Annotated in this window: 28 protein-coding genes; 8 read left to right on the top strand and 20 right to left on the bottom strand. The window is 67.0% G+C overall.

Features of this window, described 5'->3' with window-relative positions:
• Positions 1 to 199, bottom strand: a 199-nt coding sequence (locus tag AC1DTF_RS27010) for a hypothetical protein (RefSeq protein WP_477476292.1), incomplete at its 3' end; no start/stop codon positions are given.
• Positions 200 to 410: 211 nt separating this feature from the next.
• Positions 411 to 533, bottom strand: a complete 123-nt coding sequence (locus tag AC1DTF_RS27005; RefSeq protein ID WP_105363407.1) for a hypothetical protein — start codon at positions 531 to 533, stop codon at positions 411 to 413.
• A 422-nt stretch (positions 534 to 955) separates the two neighbouring features.
• Between AC1DTF_RS27005 and AC1DTF_RS27000 the strand changes: the two genes are divergently transcribed.
• Genes AC1DTF_RS27000 through AC1DTF_RS26990 form a run of 3 tightly spaced genes read left to right on the top strand, consistent with a single transcriptional unit; the run spans position 956 to position 4,539 of the window.
• Complete coding sequence (locus tag AC1DTF_RS27000; protein ID WP_477476291.1) at positions 956 to 3,232, top strand: MMPL family transporter; 2,277 nt, start codon at positions 956 to 958, stop codon at positions 3,230 to 3,232.
• A complete protein-coding gene (locus AC1DTF_RS26995; RefSeq protein WP_057165750.1) occupies positions 3,233 to 3,913 on the top strand; it encodes a TetR/AcrR family transcriptional regulator in 681 nt (226 codons plus the stop codon).
• Complete coding sequence (locus tag AC1DTF_RS26990) at positions 3,910 to 4,539, top strand: class I SAM-dependent methyltransferase (protein ID WP_477476290.1); 630 nt, start codon at positions 3,910 to 3,912, stop codon at positions 4,537 to 4,539. Before AC1DTF_RS26995 ends, AC1DTF_RS26990 begins: the two co-directional genes overlap by 4 nt.
• Here the strand turns inward: AC1DTF_RS26990 and AC1DTF_RS26985 are convergent.
• Positions 4,536 to 5,252, bottom strand: a complete 717-nt coding sequence (locus tag AC1DTF_RS26985; RefSeq protein WP_200962062.1) for an NAD-dependent deacylase — start codon at positions 5,250 to 5,252, stop codon at positions 4,536 to 4,538. The two genes, AC1DTF_RS26990 and AC1DTF_RS26985, sit on opposite strands and share 4 nt — an antisense overlap.
• A 36-nt stretch (positions 5,253 to 5,288) precedes the next feature.
• Between AC1DTF_RS26985 and AC1DTF_RS26980 the strand changes: the two genes are divergently transcribed.
• Positions 5,289 to 5,654 carry a GntR family transcriptional regulator gene (locus AC1DTF_RS26980; RefSeq protein WP_057165752.1) on the top strand — a complete coding sequence of 122 codons (366 nt, stop codon included), beginning with the start codon at positions 5,289 to 5,291 and terminating at the stop codon, positions 5,652 to 5,654.
• A 16-nt stretch (positions 5,655 to 5,670) separates the two neighbouring features.
• Here AC1DTF_RS26980 and AC1DTF_RS26975 read toward each other — a convergent pair whose 3' ends face one another.
• Both AC1DTF_RS26975 and AC1DTF_RS26970 read right to left on the bottom strand, forming a co-directional pair.
• Positions 5,671 to 6,831 (bottom strand): heme-binding protein, encoded by a 1,161-nt coding sequence (locus AC1DTF_RS26975; protein WP_477476289.1) that lies wholly within the window; start codon positions 6,829 to 6,831, stop codon positions 5,671 to 5,673.
• A gap of 432 nt (positions 6,832 to 7,263) precedes the next feature.
• Complete coding sequence (locus tag AC1DTF_RS26970) at positions 7,264 to 8,466, bottom strand: Rv1453 family transcriptional regulator (RefSeq protein WP_477476288.1); 1,203 nt, start codon at positions 8,464 to 8,466, stop codon at positions 7,264 to 7,266.
• 100 nt (positions 8,467 to 8,566) lie between these two features.
• Between AC1DTF_RS26970 and AC1DTF_RS26965 the strand changes: the two genes are divergently transcribed.
• Complete coding sequence (locus tag AC1DTF_RS26965) at positions 8,567 to 10,033, top strand: flavin-containing monooxygenase (protein WP_477476287.1); 1,467 nt, start codon at positions 8,567 to 8,569, stop codon at positions 10,031 to 10,033.
• Here the strand turns inward: AC1DTF_RS26965 and AC1DTF_RS26960 are convergent.
• The 3 genes from AC1DTF_RS26960 to AC1DTF_RS26950 are packed head-to-tail and all read right to left on the bottom strand — an operon-like array spanning position 10,008 to position 12,201.
• Complete coding sequence (locus tag AC1DTF_RS26960; protein ID WP_477476286.1) at positions 10,008 to 10,841, bottom strand: class I SAM-dependent methyltransferase; 834 nt, start codon at positions 10,839 to 10,841, stop codon at positions 10,008 to 10,010. The genes AC1DTF_RS26965 and AC1DTF_RS26960 overlap by 26 nt on opposite strands.
• On the bottom strand, positions 10,838 to 11,371 hold the full coding sequence (locus AC1DTF_RS26955) for a DUF1697 domain-containing protein (protein WP_477476285.1): 534 nt from the start codon (positions 11,369 to 11,371) through the stop codon (positions 10,838 to 10,840). Before AC1DTF_RS26955 ends, AC1DTF_RS26960 begins: the two co-directional genes overlap by 4 nt.
• Positions 11,371 to 12,201, bottom strand: a complete 831-nt coding sequence (locus AC1DTF_RS26950; protein ID WP_057165758.1) for a class I SAM-dependent methyltransferase — start codon at positions 12,199 to 12,201, stop codon at positions 11,371 to 11,373. The genes AC1DTF_RS26955 and AC1DTF_RS26950 overlap by 1 nt, the downstream gene beginning before the upstream one ends.
• A gap of 31 nt (positions 12,202 to 12,232) precedes the next feature.
• On the opposite strand from AC1DTF_RS26950, the gene AC1DTF_RS26945 reads away from it, so the two are divergent.
• Both AC1DTF_RS26945 and AC1DTF_RS26940 read left to right on the top strand, forming a co-directional pair.
• The gene (locus tag AC1DTF_RS26945; protein WP_057165759.1) at positions 12,233 to 12,676 is read left to right on the top strand and encodes a PPOX class F420-dependent oxidoreductase; all 444 of its coding nucleotides are present in this window, start codon (positions 12,233 to 12,235) and stop codon (positions 12,674 to 12,676) included.
• An 18-nt stretch (positions 12,677 to 12,694) separates the two neighbouring features.
• Positions 12,695 to 12,868: a DUF5302 domain-containing protein gene (locus tag AC1DTF_RS26940; protein ID WP_105363419.1), complete on the top strand. Its 174-nt coding sequence runs from the start codon at positions 12,695 to 12,697 to the stop codon at positions 12,866 to 12,868.
• Here the strand turns inward: AC1DTF_RS26940 and AC1DTF_RS26935 are convergent.
• The 6 genes from AC1DTF_RS26935 to AC1DTF_RS26910 all read right to left on the bottom strand — a co-directional run bounded on the left by AC1DTF_RS26935 (position 12,865) and on the right by AC1DTF_RS26910 (position 19,865).
• Positions 12,865 to 14,139: an acyltransferase family protein gene (locus AC1DTF_RS26935; protein ID WP_477476284.1), complete on the bottom strand. Its 1,275-nt coding sequence runs from the start codon at positions 14,137 to 14,139 to the stop codon at positions 12,865 to 12,867. The genes AC1DTF_RS26940 and AC1DTF_RS26935 overlap by 4 nt on opposite strands.
• 28 nt (positions 14,140 to 14,167) lie before the next feature.
• On the bottom strand, positions 14,168 to 15,367 hold the full coding sequence (locus AC1DTF_RS26930; RefSeq protein WP_477476283.1) for an MFS transporter: 1,200 nt from the start codon (positions 15,365 to 15,367) through the stop codon (positions 14,168 to 14,170).
• 42 nt (positions 15,368 to 15,409) lie between these two features.
• The gene (locus AC1DTF_RS26925) at positions 15,410 to 16,990 is read right to left on the bottom strand and encodes a solute symporter family protein (protein WP_477476293.1); all 1,581 of its coding nucleotides are present in this window, start codon (positions 16,988 to 16,990) and stop codon (positions 15,410 to 15,412) included.
• A gap of 44 nt (positions 16,991 to 17,034) precedes the next feature.
• Complete coding sequence (locus AC1DTF_RS26920) at positions 17,035 to 17,382, bottom strand: DUF485 domain-containing protein (protein WP_057165762.1); 348 nt, start codon at positions 17,380 to 17,382, stop codon at positions 17,035 to 17,037.
• A gap of 108 nt (positions 17,383 to 17,490) precedes the next feature.
• Positions 17,491 to 18,870: an FAD-dependent oxidoreductase gene (locus AC1DTF_RS26915; RefSeq protein ID WP_477476282.1), complete on the bottom strand. Its 1,380-nt coding sequence runs from the start codon at positions 18,868 to 18,870 to the stop codon at positions 17,491 to 17,493.
• Positions 18,867 to 19,865 (bottom strand): zinc-binding alcohol dehydrogenase family protein, encoded by a 999-nt coding sequence (locus AC1DTF_RS26910; RefSeq protein WP_477476281.1) that lies wholly within the window; start codon positions 19,863 to 19,865, stop codon positions 18,867 to 18,869. Before AC1DTF_RS26910 ends, AC1DTF_RS26915 begins: the two co-directional genes overlap by 4 nt.
• Positions 19,866 to 19,977: 112 nt before the next feature.
• Between AC1DTF_RS26910 and AC1DTF_RS26905 the strand changes: the two genes are divergently transcribed.
• Positions 19,978 to 20,361 carry a winged helix-turn-helix transcriptional regulator gene (locus AC1DTF_RS26905; RefSeq protein WP_477476280.1) on the top strand — a complete coding sequence of 128 codons (384 nt, stop codon included), beginning with the start codon at positions 19,978 to 19,980 and terminating at the stop codon, positions 20,359 to 20,361.
• Here the strand turns inward: AC1DTF_RS26905 and AC1DTF_RS26900 are convergent.
• From AC1DTF_RS26900 to AC1DTF_RS26875, 6 genes are all read right to left on the bottom strand, one after another.
• Positions 20,358 to 22,088: a sodium/solute symporter gene (locus AC1DTF_RS26900; protein WP_477476279.1), complete on the bottom strand. Its 1,731-nt coding sequence runs from the start codon at positions 22,086 to 22,088 to the stop codon at positions 20,358 to 20,360. The genes AC1DTF_RS26905 and AC1DTF_RS26900 overlap by 4 nt on opposite strands.
• Positions 22,085 to 22,444, bottom strand: a complete 360-nt coding sequence (locus tag AC1DTF_RS26895; RefSeq protein WP_057165767.1) for a hypothetical protein — start codon at positions 22,442 to 22,444, stop codon at positions 22,085 to 22,087. Before AC1DTF_RS26895 ends, AC1DTF_RS26900 begins: the two co-directional genes overlap by 4 nt.
• Positions 22,437 to 23,222 (bottom strand): LytR/AlgR family response regulator transcription factor, encoded by a 786-nt coding sequence (locus AC1DTF_RS26890; RefSeq protein WP_477476278.1) that lies wholly within the window; start codon positions 23,220 to 23,222, stop codon positions 22,437 to 22,439. The genes AC1DTF_RS26895 and AC1DTF_RS26890 overlap by 8 nt, the downstream gene beginning before the upstream one ends.
• On the bottom strand, positions 23,219 to 24,418 hold the full coding sequence (locus AC1DTF_RS26885; RefSeq protein WP_477476277.1) for a sensor histidine kinase: 1,200 nt from the start codon (positions 24,416 to 24,418) through the stop codon (positions 23,219 to 23,221). The genes AC1DTF_RS26890 and AC1DTF_RS26885 overlap by 4 nt, the downstream gene beginning before the upstream one ends.
• A 34-nt stretch (positions 24,419 to 24,452) precedes the next feature.
• On the bottom strand, positions 24,453 to 24,749 hold the full coding sequence (locus tag AC1DTF_RS26880; protein WP_156409036.1) for a DUF732 domain-containing protein: 297 nt from the start codon (positions 24,747 to 24,749) through the stop codon (positions 24,453 to 24,455).
• Between the two features lie 96 nt (positions 24,750 to 24,845).
• On the bottom strand, positions 24,846 to 25,039 hold a 194-nt coding region (locus AC1DTF_RS26875; RefSeq protein WP_477476276.1), incomplete at its 5' end, for a hypothetical protein.

Below are 25,039 nucleotides of genomic sequence, written 5' to 3'. Positions count from 1 at the left end.
CTACCGCACCTGGCTCAACATTCAACTCATCGACGCTGCTTAAACCCTTGACAGAGATAGGAGCATCAAGTGGCGAAGGAAGAAGTTTCGAGCCTGTGGATAAGTTATTGGCGTGCTCGGCTGACTGCGCCCGCCCGAGACGTTGGGAGACCCGCCGGTGTGGAGGCTCGTTGGCGCTTTTCGCGGCAAGGGCCGACATGCCTGCCGGCTGCCTCAGCGCTGACGTCCGCACGACTTGTGTCGCGGGCGCACGGTGGGGTTGCGAACCTGGTCAGGAGAGCAAAAAACCGCCCGGTCGAACCCACAGGAAATCTGCGTAGTCAGTCGGGCGGTTCTCGCCGTGATCGGTCGGGGCGGGCGGCGTTCAGCCGCTCACGTCGACCGGAGAAGCCGGTAGGCGCGTGCTGCGGTCAGACCGCAGCAGCGAGATCAGGGAACTGCTCCGAGGTATCACCCTCGACCAGGACGTCCCCGTGGTACAGGGCGTCAAAATCAACCTTGATGACATCTGCATTGGTGTCGTCGATCCACATGACACAGAGCGTATGGGCGGTGATTAAGAGATCTTTGAGCCCAGCTTGCGAATTTCGTGGCAATTCTTACCGCCGGGTAGGTTTAAGCTGCTGGCGCGCTGGGAAAGGGATTTTTGCCATGCTCGAATAGTGCCTCTGAACTGGGTATATCTCGGCGAGTCCGACGCCTGTCGGAACGACGGAAAGTTTGCCGGAACCCCTGGTTTCACCCCATGCCTCAGCAAATTCTTACTGACGAGTAGGCAAGGCCGGGCATGTCGCTGTGATCGGAGTTACAAAAGTGGCCCCTGTGGCTGTTGTGGTTACTTCGCACAAGTGAACCTCACGGCTCGCGGCACCGTGTCTTCACTGGGCCTCGCCACGTTGACCGCGTGACTTACCCTTGTTAACTTAACGGCGATAACACATCGAAGGGAACGATCGTGCTGAATCGCATCGCCCGTCTCGCGATAGCTGCCCCACGCCGCGTGCTGGCTGTCACGGCACTCGTCATGATCGCCGCGGCGATCTTCGGCATCCCGGTCGCCAAGACCTTGTCGGCCGGCGGGTTCCAGGACCCGACCTCGCAATCCGCTCAGGCTGCCGCGCTGCTCACCGAGAAGTTCGACCAGGGCGATATGCAGTTACTCATCACGGTCACCTCCGCCGAGGGCGCGAACAGCCCGGCCGCCACCGCGGCGGGCACCGAGATCGTCACGGCCCTCGAACGGTCGCCGCACGTCGCGCAGGTCGCCTCGGCGTGGACCGCGCCGCCATCGGCGGCTGCCGAGCTGATCAGCAAGGACAAGAACTCCGGCCTCATCGTCGCCGGCATCACCGGCGGCGAGAACGATGCGCAGAAGTACGCCAAGACGCTCTCGGATGAACTCGCACATGACCGGCCCGGCGTCTCCGTGCGGTCCGGCGGCACGGCGATGGTCTACGCGCAGATCAATGCGCAGACCGAACGCGACCTGTTGCGCATGGAGTCCATTGCCATCCCGCTGAGCTTCCTGGTCCTGGTGTGGGTGTTCGGTGGCCTGGTGGCCGCCGCGGTGCCGATGGCCGTCGGCGGAATGGCCATCCTCGGATCGATGTCGGTGCTGAGGCTCATCACCTTCACCACCGATGTGTCGATCTTCGCGCTGAACCTGTCCATTGCCATGGGGCTGGCGCTGGCAATCGACTACACACTGCTGATCATCAGCCGTTACCGCGATGAACTCGCCGACGGTGTGCCGCGCGAACGCGCACTGGTCCGCACCATGGCCACCGCGGGACGGACCGTGGTGTTCTCCGCGACCACTGTCGCGCTGTCCATGGTGGCGATGTTGTTGTTCCCCATGTACTTCCTGAAATCGTTTGCCTACGCCGGCGTGGCCACCGTCGGATTCGCGGCGCTGACCGCGATCGTCGTCACCCCGGCGGCGATCTGGTTGCTCGGCGACCGGATGGACGCCCTCAACGTGCGCCGGGTTTTCCGCCGCGCCGCGCCCACCGAGCCGCAGCCCGTCGAGCAGCAGTTCTGGTATCGGTGGACGCATCGGGTGATGCGCCGCGCCGTCCCGCTCGGGCTGACCGTGGTGATCCTGCTGCTGGTGCTCGGGGCGCCGTTCCTCGGCGTGAAATGGGGCTTCCCCGACGACCGGGTGCTGCCGGCGTCGGCCTCGGCGCATCAGGTGGGTGACCAGCTGCGCGACGACTTCGTCGACAACTCGGCCACTGCGGTGACCGTCGTGGTACCCGATGCGCAGGGCCTCAGCCCCGCRCAGTTCGAGGGCTACGCCGCCGAATTGTCGAAGGTGGCCGACGTCGCCGCGGTCTCAGCCCCCACTGGAACCTTCGTCGGCGGCGACAAGACCGGGCCGCCGGTCGCAGCGACCGGAATCGCGGACGGCAGCGCGTTTCTCACCGTCAGCAGTACTGCGCCGTTGTTCTCCGACGCCTCGGAGAACCAACTCGACGCGCTGCACGCGGTCGCAGGTCCGGGGGGACACACCGTGCAGCTGACGGGTATCGCCCAGATCAACCGGGACAGCGTCGTCGCGATCACCGACCGGCTGCCCTGGGTGCTCGGACTGATCGCCGTCATCACCTTCGGCCTGCTGTTCCTGCTCACCGGAAGTGTCGTGCTCCCGGTGAAAGCCATTGTGCTCAACATTCTTTCGCTGACGGCGGCATTCGGTGCGCTGGTCTGGATCTTCCAGGAAGGTCACCTGTCGGCACTGGGCACCACCCCGACCGGCACCTTGGTGGCCAACATGCCGGTTCTGCTGTTCTGCATCGCGTTCGGGTTGTCGATGGATTACGAAGTATTCCTGCTCGCCCGGATTCGGGAGAACTGGCTGGCCTTGCGGGCGGCCGGCGGCAACACCGCTCGGGCCGACAACGACGCCGCGGTGGCGCTGGGATTGGCCCGCACCGGCCGGGTCATCACCGCCGCCGCGCTGGTCATGTCGATATCGTTCGCGGCGTTGATTGCGGCCGAGGTTTCGTTCATGCGGATGTTCGGCGTCGGGCTCACCCTGGCCGTGCTGGTGGACGCCACCCTGGTGCGGATGGTGCTGGTACCCGCATTCATGCATGTCCTCGGCGGCTGGAACTGGTGGGCGCCCAAACCCCTGGTCCGGCTGCATGATCGGATCGGGATCAGTGAATCGGGTGAGCCCGTGCCGGGGCGTCCCGAGAAGGTCCCCGCGTCGGTGACGGACACTGGTTAAGTGTCGCCCCAACCACTCAGACGCCGGCGGGCCGCGCGCGGGTCCGGCGAACAGCTTCGCGACGAGATCCTCGACGCGACCACCGAGTTGCTGCTGGAGACCGGGCACGCCAAGGCGGTGTCCATCCGGGCGGTGGCACAGCGGGTGGGTGTGACATCGCCGTCGATCTACCTGCACTTCGCCGACAAGGACGCGCTGCTGGACGCGGTCTGCGTGCGCTATTTCGAGCAACTCGACGAGGAGATGCAGCGGGTGGCCGCCGGCCAGACCTCGACCATCGAGGTGCTGCGCGCCCAGGGCCTGGCCTACGTCCGCTTCGCCCGGCAGACGCCCGAGCTGTACCGCATCGCCACGATGGGGGAGGGCAACCCCGGCAGTGACGTCGACATGACCTTGGCCAGTTCGGCTTTCGTGCATATGCGAACCACCATCGAAGCGCTGATGGACGAAGGTGTGTACCCGCCCGGAGATCCGACCGCGGCCGCCCTGGAGCTGTGGACCGCGGCGCACGGGGTGGCGGCGCTGCTGATCGCCAAGCCCTACCTGCCGTGGGGTGACGTCGAAGAATTCACCGACCGCGTGTTGAGGTCGATATGCTGCGGCTACATCGCGACCGGCTACATCGGGGCCGACGTGGCCCCAGGCGAGGCCGTCGAGAAACTCAAGGAGCTCAAGACATGAGTGATCTTGTCGACAACCCGTTGTTCGCACGGCTGTGGACGACGATGTCCGGCCACGAACCCGAATCGCTGCGACGGCTGCGGGTGGCCAACCTGGCGGGCCTGAGCGGCCGCGTCCTCGAGGTCGGGGCGGGTACCGGCACCAACTTCGAGTACTACCCGGCCGGTGTCACCGAGGTGATCGCCCTCGAACCGGAGCGGCGGCTCGCCGAGGTGGCCAGGGAAGCCGCCGCGGCGGCACCGGTGCCGGTGATCGTCAGCACCGCCACCATCGAGGAGTTCGGCGCCGACCAATCATTCGACGCCGTGGTGTGCTCGCTGGTGCTGTGCTCCGTCGATGATCCTGATGAGGTTGTGCGCCAGCTGTATTCGATGCTCAAGCCGGGCGGTGAGCTGCGCTATCTGGAGCATGTCGCAGGTGTCGGGCTGCGGGCGGCGCTGCAGAAGGTGGCGGACGCGACGGTGTGGCCGCGGCTGCTCGGCAACTGTCACACCCACCGCAACACCGAAGCGTCCATCGCGGCGGCAGGCTTCTCGGTGGAGGGCTCGCGCCGCGAACAGGCGCTGCCCAGATGGTTGCCGGTGCCGGTGTCCGAACTCGCCATCGGGCGCGCGGTGCGGCCCTAGCGGCCCAGCAGTGCGGGCAACCGCTGCAAGAGCTGGGGCAGTGCGGTCGCCGAGGTTTCCCGGACCACCGCGGTGGCGGCCTCCGACAGCGGTGTGGGCTGCGGATTGACCTCGATGACCGGGATGCCGTTGGCCAGCGCGGCTTCCGGTAGCCCCGCCGCGGGGTAGACCACCGATGACGTCCCCACCACGATCACCACGTCGGCCTTCGCGACGGCCTGCACCGACAGGTCCCAGGCGTCATCGGGCAGACCCTCGCCGAACCACACCACATTGGGCCGGATCAGCCCGCCACACGAACAACGCGGCGGATCGACGACCTCCACCGGTTCCGGCATTGCGGGCAATTCCCCGGTGTACGGAGATCCGCAACGATCGCAGCGGAACTCGAACAGGCTGCCGTGCAGGTGGTACACCCGATTGCTGCCCGCCCGCTCGTGCAGGTTGTCCACGTTCTGGGTGACGACCTGCACCTCGGCGTAGTCCTCCCACGCCGCGACTGCAAGGTGGCCGGGGTTCGGGTCGACCGCGCCCATCATGTAATGCCGCCACAGGTACCAGGCCCACACCCGTTCGGGGTGGCGCTGCCAGCCGTCACTGCTGGAGATCTCGTAGGGGTCGACGTTCGCCCACAGACCCGTCTCGACGTCGCGGAACGTCGGCACTCCGCTCTCGGCGGACATGCCTGCACCGCTCAGCAACGTCACTCGCACCTCACCAAACTATCGTGTGTGCGACATACTGGGCACGTGGGAGGTCTGGGGGAGTGGGTTCGGCTCGATCAGCAGGCTGGAGCCCCGCTGTTCGATCAATTGCGGACGCAGATCATCGAGGGTGTGCGCGACGGCAGGCTCACGCCCGGCACTCGGCTGCCCACGGTCCGTGATCTCGCCGGTCAGCTCGGTCTCGCGGTCAACACCGTGGCCCGGGCCTACCGCGAGCTGGAGGCCGCCGGGGTGCTCGAAACCCGGGGGCGGTTCGGCACTTTCGTGGCACGGGTGGACCCCGCCGACAATGCGATGGCTGCGGCCGCGCACGCGTTCGCCGAATCCGCACGCGCACTGGGCATCGGCAAGGACGAGGCGTTGCGCTACCTGGACGCCGCGTTCGACTAGTGTCTCAATGCCTGCGTCAGACAGCGGGATTGCTCGGCGGTGGAGCCACCTTCTCCATCATGTTGATCGATATGTGCGGCCACCGGATCAGGCCCGGTTTGCTGTCGAATCTGGGGAAGAAATCCAGATTGATGAACTGCGAGTAGGCCAGCACCAGCCGGTTACCCTCCATGCCTCCGAGCGCCGGTTCGCTGAGCTCCATCAGCCAGAACGTCGAGCGCATCTGTGAGGCATCCGCCTGGCGTTTGATGAACGGCACGTTGAGGATTCCGGCCTCGGCGACCTCGGTGTCGAAGTCCAGCACGGTCGTCTTGAGCACGTTGCCGGGAAGGCCCTGCTGCAGAAGGCGGTTCGCGTTGGACGGGCTGAACAGACCGTCGAACGGAGCATCCACGAAATGCTTGTACGGGAACAGGTAGCGATTCCTCGGTGTGCTGCTGGTGGCATCCGCTTCGTCCACGGCGGTGACGATGTTCGTGGTGACACCCTCAGGAAAGGCGCTGAGGTTCGGAATCGTCGGCGGGCCGGTGATCACGGGTTTCTTCACGCCGAGGGCATTGACCGAGTTGCCGTGCGGAATGGAGCCGAGGCGGCAGATGTCGAACCCCTCGACAACCTGGACCTGCATGTACAGGAACAAGCCCGGCTCATGGTGGATCGGTAAGCCTTTCGGCCCGGCGTCACCACTACTCGGCATATCTTCGGCCGTGATCTGCTTGATCGTCTGTTCGTAGTCCAGGGCGGCCACCAGTTGGTCTGCCCGCTCGGTGCGGTCCTGGTTGATACCCCGGTTGGGGACATCGTCGTCGACCGTCGAGAAGACCAGTTTCTCGTTGTAGCGGTTCATCAACAGTCGGTAGTTCGGTACCTCACCCGCGCGGAACGGCGGGATCGCCTTCGTCGTTTCCGCGAACGGAAGCGCGATGACGTTCCAGCCGCGGCCGGCCAGTGGCGAATCGGTGGGACTGTCGGGATCGTCACCGGGCCGGATGTTGGCCCACGTTCCCGGAAGCTGAGCGAGCGGCCCCAGGCTCGGCTCGAAGGGTTCCGCATCGCGGATGACGCGGTCCTGCTTGGCGCGGTAGTTCGTGACGCCTATCGCGGATCCGCGTTTGGTCGATTCCTCGCGCAGTGTGAACAGTTTGTTCCAGGTTTCGTCGTCAAATTCTTCAGGCATGGTGATTCCCCCTTGACTGATGCCCGCACATACCGAATACGCTCATTCGAATTGCAAAGCGAGCGAGCCCCCCTCGTCGCTTCGAATGGAAGTTTGGCACCTGGTCAATTGGAAGTCAATCAATCGTTTTATCAACGCGTGCAGTAAATCTCGGAAACTACGCTGGCGAATAAGTCAGTCGTATTACTTTCCTGCAATGAGCTAATTCAACCGAGAAATTTGCGTACAAAAAAGCAAATGAAAGCAACGTCGACTAAGTAGTTGAATGGTCCTATGAGTCAGTCTGTTTCGAGTGTTTTTCGGGCCGGCGCGCAGCGCCTGGCTATAGCCCCGAGGCCACGAGCGATTTCACCGGGCGCGTCTCGCTCGGGATTCCGTCTGATGCTCGGTCGTCATGCAGCAACCGGGACATCCCTTCGCGAGATGCCGGCGCTAACCGGTCCAGCGCAGCACGTCGAGCGCCACGGCGACGCTGACGCTGTGTTCGGCCAGAGGCCGGGGCAGCAGTTCGTCGGCGCGCGCCAGCCTTCGCAGCAGGGTGTTGCGGTGCGTGTAGAGCCGCGTCGCCGCGCGCGACGCGTTGCACTGGCTGGCGACGAATACCCTTACGGTGTCCTGCAACTCGGTGCCCGCGGCGGCGAGGTCACCGAGGACCCGGCTGACGAATTCGGCGGTGCGGTCGGGATCGGCGGTGATCAGCGAGACCATCTCGACTTCGGTGAATCGGGCGACCTGCTGTCGGGAGTGCAGGCGCGCCATCATCTGCTGGGTGGTGATCGCCTCGAAGTGGCTGCGCCGGAACCCGTCCACGCCCTCGCCCGTGGTGCCGACCGCCACCCGGATGTCTGCGGCGCCACCGGCCGATGCCTGCAGGGCGTCGAGATCGACACCGCCGGGAGTCCACACCCACCGGGTCGCGCTGCTGGCCAGCACGCTCAGCGGCCGACCGCCGCCGGCGCGTGCGATGGTCTCGGCGGCACTGTCCAGTCTGGCCAGGTCGCCGTCGTGGTTGTCGGTCCAGATGACCGCCGCGGTGTGGCTACCGGTCAGTGCGTACCCGAGGCGTTGCTCGGCGCGGGCACGCGGAATGGGGGCGCCGTCGAGCAGCAGGGCAACGGTCTCGCGGCGTTCGGCGTGGCTGCCGTGGGTGAGTTCATCGCGCTCCAACTCGATCTGTGCGGCGATACCGGTCAGCGTCGCGTCGACGAACGCACTGATCGAGCGCGAGCACACCTGCAACAGCTCGTGCAGTTCGGCGGCATCGGAGGTCAGCTCGAAGGCGATCTCCATCAGCCGGCGCCAGGCCACTCCCTCACCCACCCGGTAGGCGTCCAGTGGGAACGTGTTCATACCGCGGCGCACCAGTTCCCGCGCGATGCTCAGCGGCTCCGGGCCGGAGTTGGGCGGTACGGGTGCGCCGGGATCTCGGACGTTGGCGGTCGCCCAGAAGTACAGGTTGGCCCGGTTGCTCCGGCTGACGGCCGCGGCCAACTCCGGGTCGACGGCAATCGCCGGGCTGGCCGCCAGGACTGCCCGGTCCAGTTCGTCGAGCCACTCGGGGCGAGCATTGACCACGATCTGGGCGCACTGCCGGATCAGGTCCCTGACCCGCGGAGACGGCAATTCATCAGCCATGCCTGCAGCTTAGGGCGATGGTGCACTATGCACCGTCCCTTCGGTGATATGGAGTATTTCGACCTGGCTGGAGGCCTGGTCTGCGCGCGACGATCAACGCATGGAAACAGTCGATGTGCTCATCGTCGGAGCCGGGATCTCCGGTATCGGAGCCGCCTACTATCTGCAGCGCGAACACCCCGGCCGCAGCTTCACCATCCTGGAATCCCGCGGGGCGACCGGCGGCACCTGGGATCTGTTCCGCTACCCCGGGATTCGCTCGGATTCGGATCTGCACACCTTCGGCTACGAGTTCAAACCGTGGCGCGACGAACACGCCATCGCCACCTCGGACAAGATCCTGGCCTACCTGCGCGAGACGGTGGACGAGAACGGCATCGAACAGCACATCCGTTTTCACCATCGGGTGCTCGGCGCGGCCTGGAGCAGTGCGGACGCCCGCTGGGTCGTCGACGTCGAGGGTGACGGCGAGTTGAGCCAGCTGAGTGCGAACTGGCTGTTCTGCGCCGGCGGCTACTACCGCTACGACGAGGGCTTCACCCCAGAGTTCGAGGGACGCGAGCGCTTCGCAGGCCAGATCGTCCATCCCCAGCACTGGCCGGAGGACCTCGATTACACCGGTAAGAAGGTGGTCGTCATCGGCAGCGGCGCCACCGCGGTGACCCTGGTGCCGTCGATGGCCACGACCGCCGGGCACGTGACGATGCTGCAGCGTTCACCGACCTATGTCATGCCGGTGCCGGCCAAGGACGGTTTCGCCAACATGGCCCGCAAGGTGCTCGGCGACGACCGCGGGTACGCGCTGGCCCGCCGCAAGAACATCGCCAAACAGCGCGGCGTGTACACGTTCTGCCAGAAGTACCCGACCGCCGCGCGTTGGCTGATCCGCCGGATCAACGCCGGCAAGCTGCCCGACGGTTACCCCGTCGACGAGCACTTCAGCCCCAGCTACAACCCGTGGGATCAGCGGTTGTGCGCAGTGCCCGACGGTGATCTGTTCGCGGCCATCAGCAACGGCAGCGCGTCGGTGGTCACCGACCGGATAGCCACCTTCACCGAGAACGGTGTCCTACTGGAGTCCGGTCGTGAGCTCGACGCCGACATCATCGTCACCGCCACCGGATTGAACGTCCAGCTCTTCGGCGGGATCACCCTCACCGTCGACGGCGAGCCGGTCGACTTCGCGCAGACCGTGGCCTACAAGGGCATCATGCTCAGCGGAATCCCCAACTTCGCCTTCGCCTTCGGCTACACCAACTCGTCGTGGACGCTGAAGGTCGGGCTGCTGTGCGAGCACTTCTGCCGGCTGCTCAGCTACATGGATGATCACGGGTTCGACAGTGTGCGGGCCGAACTCGATGATCCGGCGATGCCCACCAAGCCGCTGCTGGACTTCGCGGCCGGGTACGTGCAGCGTGCGATCAACGAGATTCCGCGCCAGGGAGTGCAGGGTCCGTGGCAGATGACGATGAACTACACCGTCGACGCCGATGTGCTGCGCAACGGTCCGGTGCAGGACGCGGCCCTGAAGTTCGCTGCCGTCAGCCGAATTCCAGCCGCGTTGTGACCCCGCGCAGCTGATCGATCACCGGTAACCGGTAGGACGCCCAGATCAAGGCGTTGAGCACCGTGCCACGTCCGGTCGGCAGCTCCACGTCGTGCACCGCGCGCACGCCGGGGATGGTGTTGACCAGGTCGGCGGCCTGTGACACCGAAAGGCTGAACGGCATCGGCGGCACCCGGTAGCGCAGCGACGGGCGCAGCAGACCCTGGCGGGCCCACCACGCGAACCAGTAGGGCGGCAGGTCGAACATCATCTGCCCACCCGGAAAACGTTTGGCGCATTCGGTGATCAGCGCGAGCGCCTCGGTGGGCTGCAGGTACATCAGCAGGCCCTCGGCAGTGATGAAGACGCCGCGGGAATCGTCGATGTCATCCATCCAGCTGTAGTCCAGCGCGGACTGGGCGCTGCTGGAAACCCGCGCCGAGGGCGGCAGCAGCTTGTCGCGCAATGCGACGATCGGCGGCAGATCAACCGTGTGCCAACGGAACGTGTCACCGATGCCGGACGCCTCGAGCCGATAGAAGCTGGTCTGCAATCCCTCGGCGAGGGCCACCACGGTGGCCTCGGGATGATCGCGCAGATAGGCGCCGGCCTCGCGGTCGAAGGCCAACGCCCGCAACGCCATGTCCTGACGGTTGGCGAAACCGAACTTTCCGAAATCGAAGTCGATGGAGTCCACCAGGCCGACGGCCACCGGGTCGTCGATGATCCCGTCGGCCCGGCGCGCTTCGGTCGCGCGGACCAGCAGCGTCAACAGTGCGGTCTCGGAAACTCCGGTCAGGGTGCTGGCATCGGCTCTGGGGGAGGTCACCGTTCCGAATGTACCGATGCGAGGACTTTGTCCAGGGTGCGCAGGTTGCGGGTGGTGGTCGAGGACTTGTAGCGCTTCTTGCCCATCGTCTTGCCGATCGCCGAGTTCAGCGTCGACGATCGAGCCACCTGCCAGTAGAGCACTCCGTTCCCGCGGGCGGCGGTCTCGCCGGCCTCACCGGCCAGCGTCGTCAGTTCCGCGAGCACATCGGCATCGCTGACGAAGGTGACATAGGAATGGTGGTCGGCAACCTCGCGTTCGAACGGATAGTTCCCCGATATCTCGCGGACGATGTCCAACGGATACGCCAGCACCCAGGCGTCGTAGCCGAAGCTCTCCCGCAGCGCGGTCTCGGCCGTCGTACGTACCGCGGCCGTCGACGACGAGCTGTTCAGCAGCACGTTCCCACTGGCAAGAATCGTCTTCACATCGGTGAAACCGGCCGCGCTGAGCACCGCCGCCACGTCGGCCATCTTGAGGGTGACCCCGCCGACGTTCACACCGCGCAGGAATGCGGCGTATCGGGTCATCAGCCGAATTCCAGCAGGGTGACGCTGGGCCGGGCACGCCGGAAGGCGCCGATGCGGTCCAGCGCCGGCAGGCTCGCGAGCTTCCACACTCCGCGACCGGGTGGCAGCGCGATGTCGCGGGCCCGGCGGACCCCGTCGACGCTGCCGGCCAGCGCGAGTCCTTCATCGGCGGACCTGGCGAACGGCATGGCCGGGGTGAGGTAGCGGTCGGACAAGCGCAGCCCGGTCAGGGTGCGGCGACTGACCCACTGCGGGATCGAGTCGAAGATCATCTGCCCGCCCGGGAACCGGGCCGCGCAGTCGGCGATCAGGCCCAGCGAATCCTCGGGCTCCAGGTACATCAACAGTCCTTCAGCGGTGATGAACACTCCCTCGTCGGTCTTCACCTGGTCCATCCAGCTGCGGTCCAGCGCCGATTGCGCCAATTCGACGATCCGGTCGTTGCGCGGCAGCAACTGGCGGCGCAACTCGATCACGGGTTCCAGATCGATGGAATACCAGGTCAATTCGTCGGCGACACCGGCACGGGCCAGCCGCCAGAAACTGGTCTGCAGACCTTCTCCCAACGCCACCACCGACGCCTTGGGGTGCGCCGTCAAGAAATCGATGGCCGCCGCGTCGAACGCCCGGGCGCGCAATGCGTGCGACTGGTTGGGTTTTCCGAACTTCCGGTAGTCGTAGTGGATGGCGTCATCCAGGGTGACCGCCCACGGGTCCCGGATGACGCCGTCGGAGCGCTTGGCCTCGGTGGCGCGATAGTGCAGGGTCCAGAGCGTGGTCGCGGACACGCCCTCCAAACTTGTGCCATCGATACCAGTCAGACCACTCATATCCCCGATCGTAGAGTCGTACCCTCGTGAGATGGGGCGCCAGGTTTTCGACGACAAGCTGTTGGCATTGATCAGTGGGAACTCGCTGGGGGTGCTGGCCACCGTCAAGAAGGACGGGCGGCCACAGCTGTCCAACGTGTCCTACTGGTTCGATGCGCGCAATGTCGCGCTGCAGGTATCGGTGACCGAACCGCGGGCCAAGACCCGCAATCTGCGCCGCGACCCGCGCGCCGCCATCCATGTGTCCTCCGACGACGGCTGGGCCTACGCGGTCGCCGAGGGCGACGCCGCGCTCACCCCGCCCGCTGCGAACCCGACCGATGACACCGTCGAAGCATTGATTGCGTTGTACCGCAACATCGCCGGGGAACATCCGGACTGGGACGACTACCGCCGGGCCATGGTCGATGACCGGCGGGTGCTGCTGACGCTGCCGATCAACCATCTGTACGGGATGCCGCCCGGGATCAGGTGACAGGGCTAGGCTGTCGGTATGGCCGACGAAACTCCCGAAGACGACACCAAACGCAAGTTCCGGGAGGCGCTGGAGCGCAAGAAGACGCAGACCGCGGACGGCGTGTCACATGCCGAAGCCGGTCGCAAGCAACCGCGGGGCGCGCACGGGCCCGTCGAGAACCGCCGGGAGTTCCGCCGCAAGAGCGGTTAACGGGCCAGACTGCGCGCGCCGACGAGCGCGGCAAGCATCAGCGCGACGAAGTACAGCCCGAGATCCTTCAGGCCCCATCCCACCGAGGCCAGGGTGGCAGCGCCCGCGACGCACAACAGCGCTCCCACCATGGCACTGCGCACGCCGGGATCGCTGACCGAGCCGCCGTCCCAGTACGGCAGCGGGTTGTTCTCCAACGGGCGCAAGGCCACGAACAGCGCCGCGGCCAACACGGCCGTGATGACGAGCTGGGCGATGCTGAGCGCGAGGAAATGCGGGTGCCCCGGGTAGCGGGGCAGTCCGATCAGGTCGAAGGCCAGGTGCACGGCGAGCAGCGCCGGGATATGCCACAGGTACAAAGTCATCGCGCCGCTGTTGCCGATGGCGGTCAACCACCACACCCGCGGACGCCGGGCCCACCGGCCGATAGCCGGTGCCGCGGCAATCGCGAACGCGCACATCATGATTGCGTGGCCGGCCAACAGCAGTGACGGCGGCGACATGTTCTTGAGCTGTTGGCCGTCGATGCCCACCAGGCTGGGCTCGTACGGGCCGAACCTCACCAGCGCGACATTCACCGCCAGCATCACCGCCCCGAGGATCGCCGCACTCGATGACGTGATCAGCCGGTACCGGTAGGCGACGCCGAACATGCCGGGCACCAGCCACACCGCGAGATTGGCGTAACCCAGCCAATTCCAGCCCGGATCACTGATTCGAAGGACGTCGACGGCCGCGACGATCGCATAGAGCGCCGCGACGGCGGCGACCAGCCGGCCTCTGGTGTTGATCCGGATCAGCAACGGAACCGCCGCCAGCACAAGGACATAGGCGCCGAGGAACCAGAGCAACTGAACCGAGATACCCGCCAATGGCTCGTACACGTGCACCGGAAGCACCCGGTTCGCGACCATCAGCGCGGCCGCCCAGAACGCCAGGTAGGAGAACACCGGCCGGTACAGGCGGGTACAGCGTTTGAGCAACCAGCCACCCCACGGTCCGCTGCGTGACGAGACTGAGGCGGCCACCCCGGCGAAGAAGAACAGCGGCATGATCTGGAACACCCAGGTCAGGGCCTGGAACACCACCGATGTGGTGAGCAGGTTCTCCCAGTAGAAGACGTTGTCGCGGATGATGCTGGTGGCCATCACGGTGTGCCCGATCACCACTCCCACCAGGGCGGTGATGCGGATGACATCGATGGCCCGGTCCCGCTCGGGCGGAGTGCTCGCCGCAACGTCGGCGACCGTGGGGAACGCTGCGATGGCCATGGTCCGAATGTAGATGCGGTGGCCGGGATCAGGCCTGAGTAGAACCACTCAATCGGGCCGGGCGCCTGGCCTGCACGAGGATCGCGACCAGGCAGCCCAGCGCCAGCACCGCCACCGCGGCGGCAAAGCTCACCCCGGCGGTGCGCAGACCCCAGGCCTGCGCGGCCAGTCCCACGCCGACCACCGGCACCGAGATCGCCACATAGGCCACCACGAAATAGGTGGAACTGATCTCACCGCGCTGCGCGGCCGGCACCTGTTCGACCACCGCGGCCAGGCCGCGGCTGAAGCTGATGCCCTGCCCGGTGCCGGCCACCAGGGCTGCGACGATGATCCCCGCCAGCGACGAAAATGTCAGGGCGACAGCCAGAATCACCATGCCGGCCACCAGGATCGCGCAGCCGGCGGCGACGGCCGTCGCCGGGACGATGCGGCGCCCGGCGAGCTGAGCCACAGCGGAAGCCAGGAATATGGACCCCGCGATGGCTCCGGCGACGGCGTGGTTGGCGACCCCGACGACGTCGCTGACGAAAGACGGGGCGATCGCGGCGAACAGGCCCGTCACGGCGAAGCCGGCGAACGCAGCGGTGGCCGCGGTGATGAACACGGCGCGTACCTCGGCGGGAACGGAAAGACGTTGCACACCGATTCGGCCGGTGCGTGCCGAGGTTTCCGGAGCGATGAGCACCGACACCACCGCCAGCGCGGCAAGGCCGATGTGCACGGCGAATGGCAGCGTCAGGGGGTGCGGCACGTACTGGGCGAGCACACCGGCCAACACCGGACCGATACCCAGGCCGCCGATGTTGGCGATGGTGGCCACCATCGCGGCGCGTTCGCGCTGCGTGTCCGGCAGCGCCTCGACCACCGCCGCGGTCGCGGTGCCGGTGAACAGACCGGCCGACAGACCGGACAGCAGACGTCCCACGAGCAGCAGTGCCACGCTGTCGGCGATCAGGAACACCGCCGCGCTGGCGATCGCGAAGACCAGGCCGGCCAGCAGTACCGGGCGCCGCCCGACGGCGTCGGACCACCGCCCGAAGAGCACCAGCGCGCCGAGCACCCCGAACGCGTAGACCGCGAAGATCACCGTCGTCGTGACGACGGAGAAGTGCATCTGCTCGGCATAGAGCGCGTACAACGGCGTCGGGAGAGTGGTGCCGACCATGACGGCGGCGAAAGCGTAGGACAGCGCGGCGAACGCAAAGGACCGGCGGCGGGTGCTCACTCGTGTGAACAGTACCGCCGCCGGCCCGAGTGCTCCGAGTGACTAGTGCGCGACCGCCTTCTCGGCGCCCACACCCGTCAGCGACCGCACTTCCATCTCTGCATTGATCGCCGGGTCACCGGTGTCCTTGGAGGTGAGCGTGCCGATGATGCCGAGCGCGAACGCCAGCGGGATCGACACGATGCCGGGGTTGGCCAGCGGGAACCAGGCGAAGTCCGCACCCGGGATCATCGAGGTCTTCGCACCCGACACGGCGGGGGAGAAGACGATGAGCACCAGCGTGGAGATCAGGCCGCCGTACATGCTCCACAGCGCACCCCGGGTGTTGAACCGCTTCCAGTACAGCGAGTACACGATGGTCGGCAGGTTGGCCGCCGCGGCGATGGCGAAGGCCAGTGCCACCAAGAAGGCGACGTTCTGGCCGTTGGCCAGGATGCCGAGACCGATCGCGACGACGCCCAGCACCACCGCGGTGACGCGGGAAACCTTCACCTGCTCGTCCTCGGTCACCTTGTGCTTCTTCCAGACGCCGGCGTAGATGTCGTGCGCGAAGGACGCCGACGCGGTGATGGTCAGACCGGCGACAACCGCCAGGATGGTGGCGAAGGCGACCGCGGAGATGATGCCGAGCAGCACCACACCGCCGAGTTCGAGTGCCAGTAGCGGGGCCGCGGAGTTCACGCCGCCCGCCGCGCTCAGGATGCGGTCCGGACCGACAAGGGCTGCTGCGCCGTACCCGAGCACCAGCGTGAACAGGTAGAACGCGCCGATCAGGGCGATCGCCCACACCACTGACTTGCGGGCTTCCTTGGCGGTCGGGACGGTGTAGAACCGCATCAGCACGTGCGGCAGACCGGCCGTGCCGAGCACCAGCGCCAGGGCCAGCGAGATGAAGTTGATCTGCGAGGTCAGCGATCCGCCGTACTGGGCGCCGGGGGCCAGCACATCGCGTTTGGCCACCCCTTCGGTGGTGGCGCCGGAGATCGCCGTCTGGGCCGAGCCGAGGATCTCCGAGAAGTTCATCCCGAATTTGGCCAGCACCAGGACCGTCATGAATCCGGCGCCGACGATCAGCAGCACGGCCTTGATGATCTGCACCCAGGTGGTGCCCTTCATGCCGCCGACCAGCACGTAGACGATCATCAACAGGCCGACGACGGCGATCACGATCGACTGGCCGCTGCGGCTGTTGATGTTCATCAGCAAGGCCACCAGGCCACCGGCGCCGGCCATCTGTGCCAGCAGGTAGAACAGCGACACCGTCAGCGTCGACGTAGCGGCCGCCACCCGGACCTTGCGCTGATTCAGCCGGAAGCTCAGCACGTCGGCCATGGTGAATCGGCCGGTGTTGCGCAGCAATTCGGCGACCAGCAGCAGGGCCACCAGCCAGGCGACCAGGAAGCCGATGGAGTAGAGGAAGCCGTCGTAGCCGTAGACGGCGATGGCGCCGGCGATGCCGAGGAAGCTGGCGGCCGACAGGTAGTCACCGGCGATCGCGATGCCGTTCTGCGGGCCGGAGAAGGCCCGGCCGCCGGTGAAGAACTCGTCGGCGGTGGCGTTCTTCTTGCTGGCGCGGATCACCACGATCATGGTGACGACGACGAAGAGGCCGAAGATGCCCATGTTGGCGGCCGGGTTGCCGACCGTCTCGGTTGCTGCCAGGAGGTTCACTTCAGGGGTCCTTCCAGCTCTTCGCGGATGGCCGCCGAACGCGGATCCAGCTCACGGTTAGCGAAGCGCACGTAGAGGCCGGTGATGACGAACGTCGTCAAGAACTGGCCGAGCCCGATGATCAGACCGACGTTGACGTTGCCGAACACCTGGGTGGCCATGAAGTCGTGCGCGAACGCGCCGAGCAGCACGTAGATGCCGTACCAGACGAGGAAGAATCCCGTCATCGGGAAGACGAACTTGCGCAGCCTGCTGCGCAACTCCTGGAACTCGGGACTGGCCTGCATGGCGAGGAACTCCTCGCCGGTGGGCGCAGGCCGCGCGGGTAGATCGGTTTCGGGCACCGGAGACTCCTGACGTCGACTGTGAACCAGTTGGGTACTGAACCTAATTGAGATGTGGGTCACAAACCGAGGTCAAACGCCGAAGTCGGGCAGGGGTGCGGTGAGCGGTCAGTCAGCGGCGGTGAGCGGTTGCAGCGCTCCCAGCAGTTGGTTGAATGCCTCGGTCATCGAGGGGTGGGTGTAGATCGAATCCCGCAGCGCGGTGGCGGTGATGCCGTGGCGCATCGCCAGCGCGACGGTGTTGATCACCTCGTGAGAGTCGTAGCAGAGCAGGGCTGCACCGAGGATCAGGTCGGTGTCGGCATCGACGATGACCTTCATCAGACCCTCGGGTTCACCGACGATGCGGGCCCGCGGGACGGTCGCCATGTCCGCGACGCGCATGGCGGCGACCTTGATGTCGAGCCCGGCCGCCACCGCCTCGCGCTCGGTCAGTCCCACGCGTCCCAGGGGCGGCGTCATGAACAGCGCGTAGGGCACGGCATTGCGGTCGCCGGTGCTGCGGGCGCCGTCGCCGACGAGCTGGTCGAGCACGATGCGGTAGTCATCGAGGGAGATGTAGGTGAACTGCGGACCGCCGTTGACATCGCCCATCGCGAAGATGTGCGGCTGGTTGGTCCGCAGGTGCTCGTCGACGATCACCGCGCCCGAGGGTGTGGTGTGCACGTCGGCGGCGGCGAGATTCAGTCCGGCGGTGACGGGTTCACGCCCCAGGGCGACCAGGATGGCGTCCGCGTCGACGGTGTGGGACGGCCCCTCGGTCAGGTAGCTGACGGTGCCGTCATTCACCTCGGTCACCTGTGCTTCGGTGATGATGCGGACGCCCTTGTTCTGCAGGATGTTCCGCGCGGTGTCGGCGATATCGGCGTCCTCTCGGCCCAGCACCTGGGCGTGGCGTTCCAGGACGGTGACCTCCGATCCGTAGGCGGCGTACATCGCGGCGAACTCCAGGCCGACATAGCCGCCGCCCAGCACCACCAGACGGGCCGGCAGGTGTTCCTCGGTCAGCAGGTCTGTGCTGGTGTGCACCCGGGGCGAGGTGGTCAGTCCCGGGATGTCGGGAAGGGTTGGGCGCGAACCGGTTCCGATGACGATCCACTTTGCGGACACGGTGACCCCACCGTCGGCGGTGGCCACCTCGAGCGTGTGGGGGTCGGTGAAGCGGGCCGCCCCGGTCAGCACGTCGGCAGTGGCGATGCCGTCGATCATCGCGTAGTTCTCGGCGCGCAGGTCGGCGGTCAACTCGCCGGTGGCGGTGACGGCGCGAGCGTACTCGACTTGATGGGGCTGCCCGGCGGACAGCTGCTCGGACCGGAACACCATGGATTTCGTCGGGACGCAGCCGATGTTGATGCAGGTGCCGCCGTACATCTGCGCGGACTGCTCGATCACCGTCACCCGCCAGCCCTTGCGGCCCAGTGCGGCGGCCAGCGTCTTGCCGCCCTTGCCGAATCCGATCACCGCCAGGTCGACCTGCTGCAGTGTCACCGGTGCACCACCACCTTCCCGATCATGCGACCGGATTCCACCAGTCGGTGCGCCTCGCGCAGGCCGGCCGCGCTGAAGTCGTCGATCGCGGTGGTGATGGTACTGCGCAGTTCGCCCCGGTCCACCTGATCGGCGGCCGCGGTCAGCAGGTGTTGCTGTCCGATGAGGTCGTAGGAGTACAGCGGGCGGGTGAACATCAGTTCCCAGTGCCAGGCGATGCTTTTGGCCTTCAGCGGCAGTAGATCCAGGCCTTCGGGTTCGTCGATCGCGGTGATGTGGCCGAAGGGCCGGGTGATCTCGGCGTAGATCTCGATGTTGCCCGCCGAGTGCGGCGAGAACACGTAGTCGACGCCGTCGGGAGCGACCTCACGTGCTTGCTTCTCCAGGTCGTGGTGGTTGATCACCGCATCGGCGCCGAGGCCGAGTGCCCATTCGCGCGAGTCGTCCCGGCTGGCGGTGGCGATCACCCGCACCCTGGTGCGCTTCTTGGCGAGCTGGATCATGGCCGAGCCGACCCCGCCGGCGGCGCCGAGCACCAGCAGATCTCCGGTGGAGTCGGATGTCAGCGCGAACCGCTCGAACAGGGCCTCCCAGGCGGTGATGGTGGTGAGCGGAAGCGCGGCGGAATCCTTGAACGACAGTGACTTCGGTTTAGGGGACACGATGCGCTCGTCGACGGCGTGGAATTCGGCGTTGGTGCCCGGCCTGCTGACGTCACCGGCGTACCAGACCTCGTCGCCGATGCTCAGGGTGCTCACCTCCGGGCCGACGGCCTCGACGGTCCCGGCGGCGTCGAAGCCCAGGATGGCCGGCGTTGCCGACGGGTCCAGGCTGCCGCGGCGTTTGATGTCGACGGGATTCACCGAGACCGCCTGCACCCGGACCAGGACATCGTGCGGTCGCAGTTCGGGCAGCGGGACCTCGACATCCTGCAGGGCTTCGGGATGGTCGATGGGCAGACCGGCGAAGGAGCCGATGGCAGTCATGGTGGTCATGGGTGCGACGCTAGACCCGGCACCCCGGTGTCCTGCAAGGCCAGTTGCTTCCCTGCGGGGAAGAATTGCAGATCAACGGAATTCATCTGCCGTCCGGGCGGTTGAGCCAGACATGGCCAGGCCGTGTCCGACCGGACAACACGACGCACACGATGTCTACGCCGAGCACTGCCCGTGCCGCGCGCTGCTGGACCTGCTGTCCAACAAATGGTCGGCGCTGATCATCGGGCTGCTCGAAGAGCGCGGCGCGATGCGGTTCAACCAGCTGCAGGCGCAGCTGCCCGGAGTCGGGGCGAAGATGCTGACGCAGACGCTGCGCCGGCTGGAAGCGGCGTCGCTGCTGGACCGCGCGGTGTACGCCGAGGTGCCGCCGCGGGTGGAGTACACCCTGACCGAGTTGGGTGTCAGCGTCTCCGCCCCGCTGGCGCAGCTGCGCTCCTGGGTCGAGGACAACGTCGATCGCGTCCAGGCGTTGAACCGGGACTGGGCCGGCTAACCCTCCGGGAGGCGTTCGACACCCATACCGAGCCGTTCCGGCACATGCATGCGGGCGAAGATCTGCGCGACGTTCGGAGTGGTGTGGGTGAACTGGCTGACCACGATCATCGTCGCGAAGGCCACCGGGACGCTCACCACCGCGGGATAGCCGATCATCACGGCGGGCCAACCGCCCAGCACGGACTCGTCGATGCCGCCCGTGATCGCCACCAATACCGCGCCGCCACAGACGAGTCCGCCGACCGTCAGACCACAGGCGGCCCCGGCGGCGGTCAGCCCGCGCCACCAGATGCCCAGCACCAGCAGCGGGCACAGGGTGGACGCGGCGACCGCGAACGCCAGACCGACGGTGCGGGACAGTTCGATATCGGCAACCAGCAGTGACAACGGAATCGGGATGAGACCGCCGATCACCGCCGCGACACGGAAGTCGCGGACCCGGCCGCGCATCACATCGGTGGCCAGCGCACCGGCGATGCTGACCAGCAGCCCCGAGGAGGTCGCCAGGAACGCCGCGATGGCGCCGGCCGCCACCAGGGCGGCCAGGAATTGCCCGAACGCTCCGCCGATCGCCGAGCCCGGCGCCAACAGCACTGCGGCATCGGCGGTTCCGGTGATCAGCAGCTGCGGCACGTACAGCCGGGAGAACACCCCGAGCAGGACGGGGAACAGGTAGAAGAACGACAGCAGCGCGATGACGGCCAGCGCGGTCCGCCGCGCGGCCCGGCCGTCGCGGTTGGTGTAGAAGCGCACCAGCACATGCGGCAGACCCATGGTGCCCAGGAAGGTCGCCACGATGATCGAGATCACCTGGTACAGCGGATGCCCGCCGCCCAGGCCACCGCCGGAGACGATCCATTCGCTGCCGGTGCTCGGCGTCCCGGCCACCACCGGGGTGGCGGCCCCGGCGGCCAGGGTGAGGCTGGTGCCGGCGCCGACTGTGTGTTCGCCGGGAGTACCGAAGGTGGCGTCGCGCACTGTATTCCCGTCCAGACGCCCGGTCACCCGGATCCCGGCCGGGTCGACCACCTGGACCACTACATCGGTCTCGATCTGCACCGTCGTCTCGCGGTCCACGCTCGGCGGCAGCGGGCCGCCCAGTTCCCCTCTGTCGGTGACGAACAGGCCGAGCAGCGCGAGTGCCGGGATGGCGATCGCGGTGAGCTTCAACCAGTACTGGAAGGCCTGCACGAAGGTGATCGAACGCATCCCGCCGCCCACCACGTTGGTGATGACGATTCCACCGACCAGCACCGGCCCGATCCAGACCGGCATGCCGAGAAGTGTTTTCAGGGCCAGCCCGGCTCCCTGGTACTGCGGGGCCAGGTAGAACACGCAGATGATCACGACGACGAGCATGGCCACCTTGCGCAGCCGCGCCGAACCGAGCCGGAACTCGGCGAAGTCGGGCACTGTGTAGGCGCCCGAACGGCGCAGCGGCGCGGCGACGAACAACAGCAGGCCGAGGTAGCCGGCGGTGAACCCGACGGGGTACCACAGCGCGTCGGCACCGTATTTCGCGATCAGCCCGGCGACCCCGAGAAATGATGCGGCGGAGAGGTATTCACCGGATATCGCGGCGGCGTTCCAGCGTGGTCCGACGCTGCGGGAGGCCACCAGGAAATCCGAGGTGGTGCGCGACAGCCGAACTCCCCAGCTGCCGATCACCACCGTCGCGACGGCCGCGGCCAGGAGTGCGGCCGCGGTCAACGGTGAGCCGCTCACGGTTCGCTGTCGACGACCCGGACAAAGTCCTTCTCGCCCTGTTCGGCCAGCCGCACGTAGAGCCGTCCCACACCGTAGAGCAGGGGATAGGCCAGCACCGCCAGCAGCAGCCAGTTCAACCGCATTCCGAAGACCGTCAGATCCGGTGCGAGCCCGGTCAGCAACAGGATCGCCGCGACCGCGAAAGCCACCACCGCGCTGAGCCGTAACGCCAGCCCGAGTTGCGCGCGGACCAGACCGCGCACCAGCGCATCGCCCACCTGGGTCTGTTCCTGCACCTCGACACGGGTCCGCACCATCCGAGCGCCGCGCCGGTGTGCGAGCACCACCCGTTGGCGTTCCGGTCGTTCATTCATCGGAACCCGCCGGCTTGAGGTTGCGCATCGGGTCCCGGACCAACCGGTCACGCAGCTCGCGGGCCTGGCGCCGGCTCACCGGGAGCTCCACCGCGGGGGAGGCTCCGTTGGCCCGTAGCCGCACCAGCACCGCGCCCTCTCCGGTGCGCAGGCCGGTCACCAGCCGCAGCGAGACGAGGTAGGACCGGTGGATGCGTTGGAACCCGTGGTCTCGCCAGCGGGTTTCCAACACACTCAATGGAATTCGCACCAGGTGGGCACCGGTCGCCGAGTGCAGCCGGGCGTAATCGCCCTCAGCCTCCACCCAGCCGATGCTGTCCCGGGGCACCAGATGGGTGATACCGCCGAGTTCGGCCGGGATGACATCGGACTCGGGAGCATCGGGATCGTCGGGCGGCTCGGGCTCGTTGTTGCGCGCGATCGTCACCCGGCGCACCGCCTCGTCGAGCCGGTTCTGCCGGATCGGCTTCAGCAGGTAGTCGACGGCGCCGACGTCGAAGGCGGCGACCGCCTTGTCGTCGTGCGCGGTCACGAACACCACGGCGGGCCGGTTCGCGAAGTTGCGCAGCACACCGGCCAATTCGATCCCGGACAGCCCGGGCATGTTGATGTCGAGGAACACCGCGTCGATGGGGTGGGCGTTGAGTTCCCGCAGCGCCGAGGTGGCATCGCCGGCGGTGTGCACTGCCGCGATATCGGGGTGCTGCCCCAACAGGTAGGCCAGCTCGTCGAGGGCAGGCGCCTCATCGTCGACGGCGAGGACCGTCAGACCGGTCACGCCACACCTCCGCTGGCCCGTACACCGGAGCGGAACTTCGGCACCCGCATGATGACCTTGGTCCCCGCTCCGACAGCCGTTTCGACCACCAGACCGTAATCGTTGCCGAACGCCGCGCGCAGCCGATGATCGACATTGGTCAGGCCGACGTGTGCGGATTGGTCGGCGGTACGGTCGGCCAGCGCGTCGCCCTGACCGGAGCGCAGGGTGTCGGGATCCATTCCGGCACCGTCGTCCTCGACGGTGATGACGCAGTCCGAGCCGGTGTCGTTGGCGACGATCTCGACGGACCCGCCACCACGACCGGCCAGCCCGTGTCGTACCGCGTTCTCCACCAACGGTTGTAGCGCCAGGAAGGGCACCACCACGTTGAGCACCTCGGGGGCGACCTGCAGGCGAACCTTCAGCGCGGTGCCGAACCGGGCCCGCTCCAGGGTGAGGTAGCGGTCGATGTTGCGCAGCTCCTCGGCCAGGGTGGTGTACTGCCCGGCGGCCCGGAACGAGTAGCGGGTGAAATCGGCGAATTCCAGGATGAGTTCGCGGGCGCGGGCAGGGTCGGTGCGCACGAACGAGGCGATGGTGTTGAGCGCGTTGTAGATGAAGTGCGGGCTGATCTGTGCGCGCAGCGCCAGCACCTCGGCCTTGTCCAGCCGGGCACGGGAGGCATCGAGCTCGGCCAGTTCGATCTGGCTGGCGGCATACCGTGCGACCTCGCCGATCGCGCCGAGCATGCCGGGTCCCGGAGCGCGCGTGGTGACGACGACGAGCACGCCGAGGACGTCGCCGGCCTCGGCGAGCAGCGGCTGCGCCACCACCGTCGAGGTGCGCACATCGTTGAGAACCCGGCGTTCCCCGGCGATCGACTCCGCCGCGGTGGACGCGCAGGTATCCGCGATATCGGGCTGCCAGATCAAGTCGTCGGCGGGGTCGGTGGCCAGGAGTTCCCCGTGGCCGTCGAACAAGGCGACCCCGTCGGTGCCGGTGAGTCCGCGCAGGAAGGGTGCTGCCGTCGCCGCTGATTCGGAGTCCAGGCCCTGGCGCAGCGCACGCGCTGCCAGCGAGGCCGTGTGCAGGGCGGCATGCACGGCGCGTTCGGTGGGGGTGGCCACGACGCGGCGGGTGCGCACCACGAGGACGGCGGCCACCGCCGCCAGCAGCAGCGCGACCGCCAGCGTCAGCGCGATCTGACCCGACATCGTGCGGCCACCTTAAACCGGGATCGACGGCCGATTACTGAACCGGGCAGGCGTACTTTCTGGCCACGTCGAAGACCCGCTCCTGCGCGCCGGGGCCGATGGCGCCCTGCGCGGCCAATTCCAGACCTATGTAACCCGGCAGTCCGCCCACGCACGCCTGATGCATGGCGCGCCACGCGGTGTCCGGGTTCAGGTTGTAACCATTGCGCTGCAGGCCGCCCATGTACTCGTCGAACTCCGGGGTGCCCTGCTCGGGGATCGCCGCGGCTGTCCCCGCGAAGGCGATCGAGGCGGCAACCGCCGCGACAAGCGGTGCAATCACACGTCTCATGTTCACTCCTACGGGTCCTGTGGGCCGTGAGCCACGGGTTATCGCGTCTACGTTGGCATACCGCACTCACCCAGACCGGTGAATCGAGCACTCTTGTCAGCTGTCGCCGGCCGACCCACCGTCCCCGCAACCGCCGGCACTTGAGCTGTCGTCGCCGCGGGCATTACGCTGCGGCCCACGCGATGGGCCGCGTCCGTTGCCCGGCCCGATCCGCCCCACGGCGAACCACACCATGGCGAGCAGCACAACGGAGACTCCCAACGGAATCCACTCGCTCATGGTGAGCCGCC

It is taken from the genome of Mycobacterium sp. P4_H6, assembly GCF_056400845.1.
The sequence above is the reverse complement of the archived record's forward strand: the minus strand, read 5'-3'. Positions and strand labels throughout refer to the sequence as shown.